The sequence below is a fragment of the Leucobacter iarius genome (genome assembly GCF_039530105.1).
GTDB classification, from domain to species: Bacteria; Actinomycetota; Actinomycetes; order Actinomycetales; family Microbacteriaceae; genus Leucobacter; species Leucobacter iarius.
On sequence record NZ_BAAAOB010000006.1, the window covers coordinates 40,200 to 52,746 of the forward strand.

Here is a 12,547-nt window from a genome sequence, read left to right on the forward strand (position 1 = left end):
CTCGACCTGGGAGAATGGACCGGGCGAACAGCCGAGGACGCGAGGACGGAACATGACGGAACAGGCGAACGGACTGGCCAGCAGGGTCACGGGGCAGGTGCATGTGATCGGTGCCGGCCTGCTCGGAGCGAGCGTCGGCCTCGGGCTGCGCGCCCGCGGCGTCGACGTCACCCTCGAAGACGTCTCTCCGACCACCGCGGCGCTCGCCGCCGACTACGGCGCCGGCCGGGCCCGCTCAGCGGGCGAACCCGATCCCGCGCTCGTCGTGGTCGCGACACCGCCCGACGTGGTCGCCGACGCCGTCGAGGGCGCGATCCGTCGATTCCCGAACGCCGTCGTCACCGACGTGGCGAGCGTCAAGCTCGCCCCGCTCCACGAACTGCAGCGCCGCGGCCTGAACCTCGACAACTACGTCGGCTCGCACCCTATGGCCGGGCGCGAGCGCGGGGGCGCGATCATGGCCCGCGCCGACCTGTTCGTCGCGCGCCCCTGGGTGGTCTGCCGCGACGCCGACACCTCCGCCGAGACCCTCGCGCTGGTGGAGGCCGTCGCGCTCGACCTGGGCGCCGTGCTGCTCGAGATGACGCCCGAGGCGCACGACCGCGCGGTCGGGCTCGTCTCGCACCTGCCGCAGGTCGTGTCGAGCCTGCTCGCGGCCCGCCTCGTGCCGGCCGAGGAGCACGCCATCGAGCTCGCCGGCGCAGGTCTCCGCGACACCACCCGCATCGCGGCGAGCGATCCGGAGCTGTGGGTGCAGATCCTCGGCGCCAACCGCGAGCCGGTCATCGAACTGCTCGACGCGTTCCAGCGCGACGTCGCGGCGTTCACCGACGCCCTGCGCGCCGCCGATGCGCCCGGCTCGAAGCGGAGCATCGCCGACCTGCTGGCGAGCGGAACGAACGGCGTCGCACGGATCCCCGGCAAGCACGGCAGCGCCGCCCGATTCGCCTCGATCACGGTGCTGATCGACGACCGCGCCGGGCAGCTCGCGAGCCTGCTCACCGAGCTCGGCGAGCTGGGCATTAATATGGAAGATCTGCGCCTGGAGCACTCGCCGGGTGCGCAGATCGGATTCGCGGAGATCGCCGTGCTGCCCGAGGTGGCCGAACGGGCCGTCGCCGATCTGCAGAGCCGCGGATGGAGGACGCTATGACCGAACGGGTCGACCCCGCGCTCGGCGCACCCGAAGCCGTCCCCGCCGTGACCGGATCCCTGCTGGCCGCGATCGACGGCCCCGCGGGCAGCGGCAAGTCGAGCGTCGCGCGCACCGCGGCCGAGCGCCTCGGCTTCGGGATCCTCGACACGGGCGCCGCGTACCGCGCGCTCGCCTGGGCCGCGCTCCGCACCGGCATCGATCTCGACGACGCCGCGGCGGTCGAGAACCTGCTCGACCTCTGGCACTACGACATCACGCTGCAGGGGACGCAGCGCGTCGCCGTGCGCGTACCCGCGTTCGACGGTCTGCCGTCCGACGAGATCGACGTCACCGCCGAGATCCGCGACCACTCGGTCAGTGGCCAGGTCAGCCGGGTCTCCAAGCACCCGGCGGTCCGCGAACGGCTGAACGCCATGTTCCGCACCATCGTTGCCGAGTCGGGCCTGCCCGGCGTGGTCATCGAGGGGCGCGACATCACCACGGTCGTCGCTCCCGACGCCCCGGTCCGGATCCTGCTGACCGCGCGCCCCGAGGTGCGCGCCCAGCGCCGAGCCGCAGAACTTCCCGGTCTGAGCCCCGAACAGGTGCTCCAAGACCTGATCGCCCGCGACGCGAAGGACGCGCTGGTGGTCGACTTCCTAAACCCCGCACCCGGGGTCACCCTGGTGGACACGAGCGAGCTCGACTTCGAGCAGTCCGTCGCCGCCGTCACCGACATCATCCGAGGCGCGCAGGCCCACCAGGCCAGCGCCCGCCCCGAGGAGGAAACCGCATGACCGAGTCGAACGAACTGCACGACGAGGGCGAGACCGAGGTCTTCGACCTCTCCGCCATCGACCCGAGCGAAGTCATCGAGGGCGGCGCCGACGTCACCGACGAGGAGCGCCTGCGCTCCATGCGCTCGGGCCTCGACGACTTCGAGCTCGAAGCCGAGGACCTCGAGATCCTCGGTGCCGACGGCGAGTTCCTCGGCTTCACGCAGCCCGAGGCGGAGGCGCTGCCGGTCGTCGCGATCGTCGGACGCCCGAACGTCGGCAAGTCCGCGCTCGTCAACCGGATCCTCGGCCGCCGCGAGGCCGTTGTGGAGGACGTGCCCGGCGTCACCCGCGACCGCGTGAGCTACCCGGCCGAGTGGGCCGGCACCCGCTTCACCCTCGTCGACACCGGCGGCTGGGAGCCCGACGCGAAGGGCATCGACGCGTCGGTGGCCGCGCAGGCCGAGGTCGCCATCGAGCTCTGCGACGTCGTCATGTTCGTCGTCGACTCGCGCGTCGGCCCGACCGCGACCGACGAGCGCGTCGTGCAGCTGCTGCGCCGCACCAAGAAGCCCGTCTTCCTCATCGCCAACAAGGTCGACGACGCCGTGCAGGAGCCGCAGGCCGCGCAGCTGTGGTCGCTCGGCCTCGGCGAGCCCCGCCCCGTCTCGGCGCTGCACGGTCGCGGTGTCGCCGACCTGCTCGACGACGTCATGAAGGCGCTGCCCGAGGAGTCGGCGGTCGCCCGTCCGAAGCTCGGCGGCCCGCGTCGCGTCGCGATCCTCGGCCGCCCGAACGTGGGCAAGTCGAGCCTGCTCAACAAGGCCGCCGGCGAGGAGCGCGTGGTCGTGAACGACCTCGCGGGCACCACCCGCGACCCGGTCGACGAGCAGGTCGAGATCGCCGGACGCGTGTGGACCTTCGTCGACACCGCCGGCATCCGCCGCCGCGTGCACCTCTCGCAGGGCGCCGACTTCTACGCGTCGCTGCGCACCGCCGCCGCGCTCGAGAAGGCGGAGGTCGCGGTCGTGCTGCTCGACGTGACGCAGGAGATCAGCGACCAGGATCTGCGCATCATCGACCTCGTGCTCGAGTCGGGCCGCGCGCTCGTGCTCGCGTTCAACAAGTGGGATCTGCTCGACGACGAACGCCGTCGCTTCCTGGAGCGCGAGATCGACCAGGACCTCGCGCACGTCGCCTGGGCGCCGCGAGTGAACATCTCGGCCCGCACCGGCCGCCACCTCGAGAAGTTGGTTCCGGCGCTCGAGACCGCGCTCGACTCGTGGGACACCCGCATCCCGACGGCGAAGTTCAACGCCTTCGTCGCCGAACTCGTGCAGGAGCACCCGCACCCGCTGCGCGGCGGCAAGCAGCCCCGCATCCTGTTCGGCACGCAGGTGCAGAACCGTCCGCCGACGTTCGTGCTCTTCACCACGGGCTTCCTGGATCCCGGCTACCGCCGCTTCATCCAGCGCCGCCTGCGCGAACGCTACGGCTTCGAGGGCACGCCCATCGTCATGAACATGCGCATCCGCGAGAAGCGGCCCCGCGCCGGCCGCTAAGCGGTTCGACGGGGCTCGCCGGTTCGGCGGGGCTCGCCGGTTCGGCGGGTCCCGCTGGTTCGCCGGGGCTCGCTGGTTCGGATCGCGCGAGGCGGTTCGTCGTCCACAGCCCGTCGCAGCACACAGCGCGTCGCATGTTTCGTGCGGCGCGCTGCGGTGTTTTTGGGTGCGTACCGTGCGACCGGGATGATGCGTTGTCGCGAGTCGCCCCGTGCCTTCGACGAGTGGATGCCGAGCCGACGACCGGACGCGTTCCATACGCGCGACACGGCGTCCACTCGTCGGTCCGGCGTCCACTCGTAGATAGACCGTCCATCCGCAGATAGGGCGTCCGGTCGTCGAACCGACGTCTGTTCGTCGGTTGGACGTCCGCTCGTCGCAAAGGCGCCTGTTCGTCGGAGGCGCGTTGTATCGCGTCGTACGAGGCCGTGCCATCCGACCGAGGGTGATGCGTTGTCGTGCGGCGGCCCGTGTGTTCGACGAGTGGACGCTGAATCGACGATCGGACGGCTGCCGCACGCGCGGCACGCCGTCCACTCGTCGGTCCCGCGTCCACTCGTCGGTAAGGCATCTACTCGTCGGTAGGGCGTCCGGCCGTCAGAGGCACATCCACTCGTAGATAGGACGTCCAGTCGTCGCGAGGGTGCTCATCCGTGGATCCCGGCAGGCCCGATCGCTAGGGTGGGCGCATGGAGTTCGCGGAATCCGATGACGGGTCGCTGGTCGCGTTCGAGCTGGTCGAGGCCTGCGCGCCCGACTCCAAGAGTCAAAGCGACCCGGTGATCGTGATCCCCGGCGGGCCGTGCCGCGGACCCGAGTACCTCGACGGCCTCGCCGGGCTCGCGGCGGTGCGTCCGCTCGCGATCCTGCACCCGCGCGGCACCGATCCGACGGGAAGCACCGATCCGACGGGAAGTACCGTGCCGACGAGAAGCACCGGGCCGACGGGCGGCCTCTCGCGCGGGTGGTGGGCGGACGCGGCCGACGCGATCGCGGTCGCCGATCGGCTCGGTCTCGAGCGCTTCGACGTGCTCGCGCACTCGGCCGGCACCCGGGCGGCCCTCGCGCTCACGGCCCGGTTCCCGGGCCGAGCCCGAACTCTCGCGCTCATCACGCCGGCCGCGGCCTGGCTCACCGGCACCCCGCACGATGGGGGCGAGGTCGGAGCGCGTCGCAGCGATCCGCTGATCGACGCGGCGCTCGCCTTGATGGAGGTCGAGCCGACCGACGAGGCCGCGTTCCAGCGCGCCTGGGGAACCGAGGCGCCCGCGGGCTACGCCGCCTGGGGCGACGCGGAACGTCGGCACGCGACGATCGGCGGCATGTCGCTCGCCGCCGCGGCCGCCTGGTTCCGGGATATTCCCGAGGACGCGGTCGAGCGGATCCTGTCCGCCGAGCGACCGCCGGCGCTCGTGCTCGCCGGCGCGGAGGACATCCTGAGCGGGGTCGGGACGGTGCGCGCCTACGCGGCGGCCCTGGGCGCCGAACTGCGAACCCTCGAGGGCTGCGGGCACTACCCGTGGGTGGAGCGGCCGGCGGAGTTCCGCGCGGCGCTCGAGGACTGGATCGCCGCAGGCTGAGGCGATCCGTCCGCCGGGACGCTCCTCGCCGGGCGCGATTTCCTCGGTTGAACGCGTCCGGCTAGCCTCGAGGGATGACGGACGGCACCCGCGAGTTCACCCGCCTCGAGCGCGGGATCGATCGGCTCGCCCACCGGATCCTGCGTGACGCGCCCCGCCGTGGGGCCCGCGCGGTGCTCGTCGAGTGCGCGGTGTTCCTGCTCAAGCAGGCGTGGGCTTGCGTGTTTGGTGCGCTGCTGCTCGCCGTGATCGTCGCGGCCCGGATCTGGTATCCCGAGGATGCCGTGCTGGCCCGCAACGACGCCCTGACGATCGCGGCGATCGTGATCCAGATCGGGATGCTCGCGTTCCGGCTCGAGAGTGGCCGCGAGCTGTGGGTGATCGTGCTGTTCCACATCACCGGAACGGCCATGGAGCTGTTCAAGACCGACGTCGGATCCTGGAGCTATGACGGCGAGGGCGTGCTCCGCATCGGCGCGGTGCCGCTCTTCTCCGGGTTCATGTACGCCGCGGTCGGTTCCTACATGGTGCGCGTGTATCGCCTGCACGACCTGCGCTTCGCGCGGTATCCGAGGGTCTGGCTGACGGCGATCGTCGCCGCGCTCATCTACCTGAACTTCTTCGGCCACCACTTCGTGTTCGACTTCCGGTGGATCCTGCTCGCCGTCGTCGTGGTGCTCTGGCTGCCGACCGTGATGCACTTCCGCGTGTGGCGCACGACGCTGCGCGTGCCGATCCTGCCCGTGTTCGTCGGGGTCGCGCTCTTCATCTGGTTCGCCGAGAACATCGGGACCTGGGCCGGCGCCTGGTTCTATCCGAACCAGACCGACGGCTGGCATCTCGTGTCGCCGCAGAAGATCGTCGCCTGGTTCCTGCTGATGATCATCTCGATCGTGCTCGTCACCTTCGTGTACCCGCCGAAACCGCCCGAGGTGGATCGTGCGGATCGGACGGACGCCGGGGACGCGGAACGGCCCGCCCCCGAGGGGGAGCGGGCCGTCGACTGAGGCTGCTGCGGTCGGCCGCGGCTCACCAGCCCCAGTAGGGGATCGACGCGAGAGCGCCGAAGGTCACCGCGGCGATGCCGAAGAGCGCGGCGAGGGCGGTCGCGCCGAGCATGATCGAGTTGAGCACGACGCCCCAGATCGCGAGCGTGCGGTCGGCGGTGCGGCGGCGCAGGGCGATGATGCCGAAGACGAGGCCGACGATCGGGGCGATGAAGGTCCAGCCGGCGACCACCGAGACGATGCCGAGCACGAAGCTCGTGATCGTGAAGGTGCGGGTCTGATCGGGGTTCGGGGCCGGGCGGGGCGCGCCCTGGAACGGCGCCTGCGGGATCGGGTGCGCGGCGGCCGCCGGCGGCAGGTCGGCGTCGGGTCCGAGCGGCGGCAGCGGGATCGTCGGCTGCTGGGCGGTGAACTGCCCGCTCTGCAGCGGCACGGTCGGCTGGGTGCCGGTGGCGTCGGGCAGCACTGCGGTGGTGCCGGTCGTGCCGGCGGTGACGGCTGCGGGATCCGCCACGACGGCGGTGTCGGTCTGTGCCTGATCGTTCGAGTTGGCGGTGGCGTTCATGACGCGTTCCCTTCGGTGTGGCTCCGGCTTCGCTGGTCGTCCGGTGCGTGATGATTCCACGCTACGGACCCGTCGAGCCCCTGCCATCGGACCCCGGTATCGACGGGGTCGTACCCGGGTACCCGCTCGGATCGGGGAAACCCCGAGGCGACCCTGAGCGCCGGGCGTACGCCTCTTCGGTCTCGTCGAGTGGCGCCAAACCGCTGGAATCGAGCGGAATAGCGCCTGTTTGCCGCCGCTCGACGAGATCCCAGAGGCGCGCGCGAGCCTGATGTGCGTGCCTGACGCGCAGGCGAGCGATACTCAGGCGCGAGGTGAGGGGATCTCCGCGCGGGCCCGGAGAGTGTGCGTGTCCAGGCCTCTCCCGCCGCTTCCGCTCCTCCCGAAACCCGGTCACTTGCGTCTCGCCGAGTGGCGCCAAACCACTGGAATCGAGCGGAATAGCAGCCGTTTGCCGCCACTCGACGAGAGCCGAAGAAGGAGAAATCAGCCTCAGCGCTGGGCGTCCGACACGCTCGTGCCCTTCGGGGTGAGGAAGAAGATCGTGATCGCCACGGCGACGAGCACGCCGCCGCCGATGATCCCGGTCCACTGCATCGAGTGCGTGAACGCGACCCCGGCCTCGTGCGCGAGCTCGGGCAGGCCGAGCTTCTGCGAGACCGCGATGGCGCCGCCGAGCGACGACTCCGCGTCGGCGACCGCCGCGGGGTCGGGGGTGCCCGGCCAGACGAAGCCCGCGAAGTTCGCGCGGTACCAGAGCGCTGCGACGCTGCCGAGGATCGCGACGCCGAGCACGCTGCCGAGCTCGTACGCGGTCTCCTCGAGCGCCGCGGCGCTGCCGGCCTTCTCCTCGGGACTGCCCGACATGATGAGGGCCGATCCGATGGCGAGCGCGCCCGTGCCGACGCCGACGAGGGTGATCGCGATGAGCACGGTGAGCGTCGAGAGGGTGCCCGGCTGCACGCCGATGAGGATCATGCCGATACCGGCCGAGGCGATGCCGCCCGCGAGGACCGCGCGCGGGCTGGTCCAGCGGGCGAGCGCGGGGGCGAGCAGTGCCGAGATCGCGCCGCCGATCGCCGCGGGGAAGAGACGCAGGCCCGTTTCGACGGGGGTCGCGCCGTCGACGAGCTGCATCCACTGCGCGAGCAGCAGCAGCGCGGATCCCATGGCGAAGCTCGATCCGAGCGCGCCGATGATGCCGGCCGAGAACGGTCGGCTGCGGAACAGGCGCAGGTCGAGCAGGGGCGCGTCGCTGCGCAGGCAGCGCATCGCGAACCAGCTGAGCAGGGCGAGCGAGGCGAGCAGGGCGGCCCATGCGATGGGGTTCGCGAGGGACGCGCCGACGCCGAACTCCTTGACCGACCAGATGAACAGGGTCATGCCCGCGAGCGAGAGGATCACGCCGAGCGGGTCGATGCGGCCCGGGTTCGCGACCTTCGACTCGGGCAGCACGAAGATGCCCGCGACGAGCGCGACGACCATGAGCGGCACGTTGATGAGGAACGCCGACTGCCACGAGAACTGCTCGAGCAGCGCGCCGCCGATGAGCGGACCGACGGCGGCGCCGAGGCTCGACGCCGCGGCCCAGATGCCGAGCGCGAGGGTGCGCTCGCGCGGGTCCTTGAACACGACGCGGATGAGCGACAGCGTGGTCGGCATGATCATCGCGCCGCCGAGCCCGAGGAGCGCGCGGAGCGCGATGACGGCCTCGGCGTTCGTGGCCCAGAGCACGAGCAGCGAGGTGCCGCCGAAGATCGTGTAGCCGATCAGGAGCATGCGCTTGCGGCCCCAGCGGTCGGCGAGCGCGGTGCAGGTGACGAGCAGGCCCGCGAGCACGAGCGAGTAGACGTCGACGATCCAGAGCACCTGGTCGGCGCTCGGGCGCAGCTGCTCGGTGAGGTCGGGGATCGCGATGTTGAGGATCGTCATGTCCATCGTGATCACGAGCAGGCTGGCCGTGAGCACGGCGAGCGTGCCCCAGCGTCGTGCCTTCGAGTAGGGCTGCGAGATGGGGGCGGGGGACTGAGTGGTCGATGCTGCTGCGTCGGTCACGAGCGGGGTCCGTTCTGGTGCTGCGGGGTGGGCTCCGTGGAGCGGGGTCGTGCGGGGTGGGCGAGCGCTTCGAGATCGCCGACGATGACGTCGAGGTCGAGCGGCTCGTCGTGGAGCCCCGCATGGATCATGGCGCCGTCGACGTAGATCGCGACGGCGCGGGCTCGGTCGGGCGGGAGGCGTTCCGAGAGGATCGCGACTGCGCGGTCGAACCAGCGGCGGGCGAGGGCGCGCCGGGTCGGATCCGATGCGCCGGCGCTCACGAGGATCAGGTCGGCCTGCACCTGGCGCGGGTCGACGAGCCAGGATCGCACGAAGGGGGCGAGGTCGGCGATGGTGAAGCCGGCGGTCGAGGTGATCTCGGCGAGCAGGTCGAGCGCAGCGTCGGTCTCGGTGACGAGCTGTTCGAGCGCCGCCTCACGGAGCTCATCGAGCGAGGCGAAGTACTGGGTAGTGGATCCGAGCGAGACGCCCGCGCGCGCGGCGACGCGGCGGTGGGTGAGGGAGGCGGTGCCGCCCTCGATGATGAGCTCGGCGGCCGCGGCGATGATCGCGCGCTTGCGGCCCTCGGGGTCGCGGCGGCCCGGCGCGGGCGCGTCGATGACGGGCTGCTCGGTCATGACCGACCCCTTTCTGTACGTTTGTACATCAATTGAACGTGTACAAGCGTACAGGAACGCGCGGCGCGCCTGCCCGAGCAGTTCCTGTGCATCGCCGCCGGTAGGCTTCGGGCATGACACCGACGTCTTCCGCAGCGTTCTCCGACGCGTCCCCGGCGGCCCGCGAGGGTGCCGCGCGATCCGAGCGGGCTGCAGGATCCGCCTCCCCGCCGGCCGCGCTGCTCGCCTGGTTCGCGCCCTACGCGACCGTCTCGGCGGTTCACGTGATCCTCCGCTTCGCGGACCACCCGCTCGCGGAGCCCACCAAGCTGATCCTGATGCCCGCGCTCGTGCTCGCCGTGCTCGGCGCCGCCGCGCGGATCCGCCCGTTCCCGCGCGGCGCCGTCACCGTGCTCGTCATCGGGATCCTCGCCTCCTGGCTCGGCGACGGCGCGGGGACGTTCTTCCCGACGCTGCCCGAACTGCCGATGATGCTCGCGTGCTTCGGGATCGCGCACCTCGCCTATATGTGGGTGTTCTGGCGCGGGGCGGGGATCGCGGCGCGACCGCGCGTGCCGCTCCGGGCCGCGGCCTACGCGCTCTGGTGGATCGTGCTCATCGCGATCCTCGGCCCGCACACGGGCACGCTCCTGGTCCCGGTCGCGCTCTACGGCCTCGTGCTCGGCGGCACCGCGACGCTCTCGTCGCGCTGCGGCCCGGTCGTCGCCTGGGGCGGCGTCTGGTTCCTCGTGTCGGACTCGATCCTCGCGTTCCGTCTGTTCCTGCCCGACGCCATGCCGGACTGGACCAGCGGCATGGTCATGCTGACCTACTGCCTCGGGCAGGGACTCATCGCCGCGGGCGTGGTGCGCGCGGCGGGGCGGGCCGCCGATGGCGCGGCATCGAGCACCGGCCGGGCCGAGGCAGGGAGCGGGATCTCCGCGGGCGGGGATCCCGTGATCCGCTAGGCCGGGAGCCGCTTGAGCAGCTTCTTCGGGCCGCGGGTCGCCGCAGCACCGATCGCCTCGACGCGGGTGCGCAGCTCCTCGTCGGCGGTCACGACCGACACCCGCAGGCCGCGCTCCACGAGGGCCCGGGTCTCGGCCACGATCGTGTCGTCGCCCAGCTCGGGCGCCCCCACGACCCGCACGTCGCCCGCCGACTCGACGTCGCGGGCCACGCCCTCGGTCACCACGACCCATTCGGGGTAGGCCGCGTCGATGCCGGGCAGCGCCGCCTCCGACAGCCCGACGAGCCCCGGCGCGACCGGCGCCCCGCCGAGCGCGAGGATCCGATCCCGCAGCCGCTCGGCCGCGCCGCGGCGATCCTTCCACCAGCCGTCGGGCACCGAACCGATCACGTTCGCCGCATCGACCACGATCGCGGGCGGCGCGGTCAGCAGCGGGCGCAGCAGCGGCCAGCTCGCCGCGAACCCCGGGTGCAGCGGATACTCCTCGACGCGGTCGAGCGGCACCCACTCGAGCGCGTGGCTCTCCGCGTCGGCGATCACCGGTTCGAACGGCTGCACGGCATCGGCCACGATCGTCGCGTAGGTCCAGCCGCCGCGATCCAGCACGTGCCGGTAGCGGGGGAGCACCCCGTCGAGCGGCACGCCGGCCTCCTCGTTCGACTCGCGCACCGCGGCCGTGACCGCGTCCTCGTGCTCGTGCCGAGCCCCGCCGGGAATGCCCCAGGTGCCGCCGTGATGGCTCCAGTCGGCGCGGTGCTGCAGCAGCACCCCGCGCCCCGGATCGTGCAGCAGCAGACCCGCCGCGCCGAACCGGCCCCAGTAGCTGTTGCCGTCCGCCGCCGTGACCCAGGCGTCCCCGGGATCCCTGGTGTCGCTCATGCGACCAGCCTATTGCGGTGGGGCGGTTTCGAAGCGTCCGGCGTCAATCGCCGCAACGAACGCTCGGTAGTCTGCCAGCGACTGCGCCGCGTACTCCTGCGCCCACGACGCCATCGCGCGATCGAACACGTCGTTCGACCCGAGATACCCCGCGATGAATCCGGCACCCGGGCTCTGCGCGTGCGCCCGCGCCAGCTGGTGCCCGCACGCGCGCACGTAATCAAGGAAGGCCGGCGGATCCAGCTCCGACACCTCGATCGACGCGTTGAAATCGCGGAACTGCCGCACGTAGAAGCCGCGACCGTCGAACTGCAGGTGCCCCAGGAACGCGTCGGAGCTCGACTGCAGCACCTGCTGGAATGTGACCACGCGCTCGCCGCCGTCGGCCGGCGCGTCGAGCGCCGTGATCCCGCGGCCCGGCCGCCGATCCAGCCGGCCGTACTCGTCGAGCACGGAGCGTCCGGCCTCCTTCATCTGCAGGATCAGGGGTTCTCCGTGCGGGCCGGTGAGCACCGCGATGGAGCAGCGCGTGCCGACGCTGCCCACGCCGACGACGCGGCGGGCGACGTCGGTCGGGGTGTACTGCGCGAGGAGCAGCGCGATGTCGGGCGCGGCCGAGCGGCGGTAGGCGGCGACGAGCTCGCTGAAGCGGTTCTCCTGATCGGGATCGACGTGCAGCAGCGTCGGCGGCTGCTCCCGGATCTGCTGGGTGCCGTCGGGCGCCGTCTCCATGATCTTCGCCGCGACCCGCGACGAGGTGCGCTTCGCCGCCCGCTTGAGCGTGCGGTTCAGCGCCTTCACCGAGCTCGCGCTCATGCCCGGCAGCTCCGTCGCGAGGCTCCGCTGGTAGTAGCGCTCGAGCGCCGTGCGCTTCGCGAGCGCGCGCATCGTGATCCGGTACGAGGCAGCTGCTGCGAGCGTCGCCTCCTCGGCGTCGGCCGCGCCGAAGCCGTTGTCGGTCGCCGCGATCGACACGCTCGTCACCAGCCGCTTCACGTCCCACTCCCACGGCGCGATCGCGGCCTCGTCGAAGTCGTTCAGGTCGAACACGAGGCTGCGGTCGGGCGCCGCGAAGATGCCGAAGTTGGTGAGGTGCGCGTCGCCGCACGCCACGACCAGGCGGCCGCTGTCGGGGGAGTCCGCGAGGTCGGCGGCCTGGATCGCCGCCGTGCCGCGATAGAACGCGAACGGGCTCTCGGCCATGCGGCTCATGCGCAGGGGCACCAGGTCGGGCAGGCGATCCGCGTTCTGACGCTCGATGATCCCCAGCGGATCGCGCCCCGGATCCGCGTCGAACTCGGCGTGCGCCGAACGCGGGGTGCGGGATCGCGCCGCGCGCCCGTCGGCGCGATGATCGGCGAAACTCGCCACCGCGTCGTGCTCGAATCGCAGGCGTCCGGGAATGTGCGACATCTTCGT

The 12,547-nt window shown here is 71.9% G+C and carries 11 protein-coding genes; 6 read left to right on the top strand and 5 right to left on the bottom strand.

Features of this window, described 5'->3' with window-relative positions:
* The first annotated feature begins 52 nt into the window (after positions 1–52).
* From ABD169_RS15645 to ABD169_RS15665, 5 genes are all read left to right on the top strand, one after another.
* Positions 53–1,153 carry a prephenate dehydrogenase gene (locus ABD169_RS15645; protein WP_344033551.1) on the top strand — a complete coding sequence of 367 codons (1,101 nt, stop codon included), beginning with the start codon at positions 53–55 and terminating at the stop codon, positions 1,151–1,153.
* Positions 1,150–1,932, top strand: coding sequence for a (d)CMP kinase (cmk, locus tag ABD169_RS15650; RefSeq protein ID WP_344033552.1), 783 nt, complete (start codon positions 1,150–1,152; stop codon positions 1,930–1,932). Before ABD169_RS15645 ends, cmk begins: the two co-directional genes overlap by 4 nt.
* Positions 1,929–3,473 (top strand): ribosome biogenesis GTPase Der, encoded by a 1,545-nt coding sequence (gene der, locus ABD169_RS15655; protein WP_046453991.1) that lies wholly within the window; start codon positions 1,929–1,931, stop codon positions 3,471–3,473. The genes cmk and der overlap by 4 nt, the downstream gene beginning before the upstream one ends.
* A gap of 689 nt (positions 3,474–4,162) precedes the next feature.
* A complete protein-coding gene (locus ABD169_RS15660) occupies positions 4,163–5,053 on the top strand; it encodes an alpha/beta fold hydrolase (protein WP_344033554.1) in 891 nt (296 codons plus the stop codon).
* 74 nt (positions 5,054–5,127) lie between these two features.
* Positions 5,128–6,060, top strand: a complete 933-nt coding sequence (locus tag ABD169_RS15665; protein ID WP_344033555.1) for a DUF817 domain-containing protein — start codon at positions 5,128–5,130, stop codon at positions 6,058–6,060.
* 22 nt (positions 6,061–6,082) lie between these two features.
* On the opposite strand, the gene ABD169_RS15670 is transcribed toward ABD169_RS15665, so the two are convergent.
* From ABD169_RS15670 to ABD169_RS15680, 3 genes are all read right to left on the bottom strand, one after another.
* Positions 6,083–6,625, bottom strand: a complete 543-nt coding sequence (locus ABD169_RS15670; RefSeq protein ID WP_344033556.1) for a DUF4190 domain-containing protein — start codon at positions 6,623–6,625, stop codon at positions 6,083–6,085.
* 492 nt (positions 6,626–7,117) lie between these two features.
* A complete protein-coding gene (locus tag ABD169_RS15675; protein ID WP_344033557.1) occupies positions 7,118–8,680 on the bottom strand; it encodes an MFS transporter in 1,563 nt (520 codons plus the stop codon).
* Positions 8,677–9,300, bottom strand: a complete 624-nt coding sequence (locus ABD169_RS15680) for a TetR/AcrR family transcriptional regulator (protein WP_344033558.1) — start codon at positions 9,298–9,300, stop codon at positions 8,677–8,679. The genes ABD169_RS15675 and ABD169_RS15680 overlap by 4 nt, the downstream gene beginning before the upstream one ends.
* Positions 9,301–9,413: 113 nt before the next feature.
* Here ABD169_RS15680 and ABD169_RS15685 point away from each other — a divergent pair, with 113 nt between their 5' ends.
* A complete protein-coding gene (locus ABD169_RS15685) occupies positions 9,414–10,247 on the top strand; it encodes a lysoplasmalogenase family protein (protein WP_344033559.1) in 834 nt (277 codons plus the stop codon).
* Here the strand turns inward: ABD169_RS15685 and ABD169_RS15690 are convergent.
* On the bottom strand, positions 10,244–11,128 hold the full coding sequence (locus ABD169_RS15690; RefSeq protein WP_344033560.1) for an NUDIX domain-containing protein: 885 nt from the start codon (positions 11,126–11,128) through the stop codon (positions 10,244–10,246). The genes ABD169_RS15685 and ABD169_RS15690 overlap by 4 nt on opposite strands.
* Positions 11,129–11,137: 9 nt before the next feature.
* Complete coding sequence (locus ABD169_RS15695; protein ID WP_344033561.1) at positions 11,138–12,541, bottom strand: DUF2252 domain-containing protein; 1,404 nt, start codon at positions 12,539–12,541, stop codon at positions 11,138–11,140.
* Between the last annotated feature and the right edge of the window lie 6 nt (positions 12,542–12,547).

Coding starts and splice junctions, on each gene's coding strand:
- ABD169_RS15665 (WP_344033555.1), top strand. CDS start 5,128: ATGACGGACGGCACCCGCGAGTTCACCCGCCTCGAGCGCGGGATCGAT.
- ABD169_RS15670 (WP_344033556.1), bottom strand. CDS start 6,625: ATGAACGCCACCGCCAACTCGAACGATCAGGCACAGACCGACACCGCC.
- ABD169_RS15690 (WP_344033560.1), bottom strand. CDS start 11,128: ATGAGCGACACCAGGGATCCCGGGGACGCCTGGGTCACGGCGGCGGAC.
- ABD169_RS15660 (WP_344033554.1), top strand. CDS start 4,163: ATGGAGTTCGCGGAATCCGATGACGGGTCGCTGGTCGCGTTCGAGCTG.
- cmk (WP_344033552.1), top strand. CDS start 1,150: ATGACCGAACGGGTCGACCCCGCGCTCGGCGCACCCGAAGCCGTCCCC.
- ABD169_RS15695 (WP_344033561.1), bottom strand. CDS start 12,541: ATGTCGCACATTCCCGGACGCCTGCGATTCGAGCACGACGCGGTGGCG.
- ABD169_RS15680 (WP_344033558.1), bottom strand. CDS start 9,300: ATGACCGAGCAGCCCGTCATCGACGCGCCCGCGCCGGGCCGCCGCGAC.
- ABD169_RS15645 (WP_344033551.1), top strand. CDS start 53: ATGACGGAACAGGCGAACGGACTGGCCAGCAGGGTCACGGGGCAGGTG.
- der (WP_046453991.1), top strand. CDS start 1,929: ATGACCGAGTCGAACGAACTGCACGACGAGGGCGAGACCGAGGTCTTC.
- ABD169_RS15685 (WP_344033559.1), top strand. CDS start 9,414: ATGACACCGACGTCTTCCGCAGCGTTCTCCGACGCGTCCCCGGCGGCC.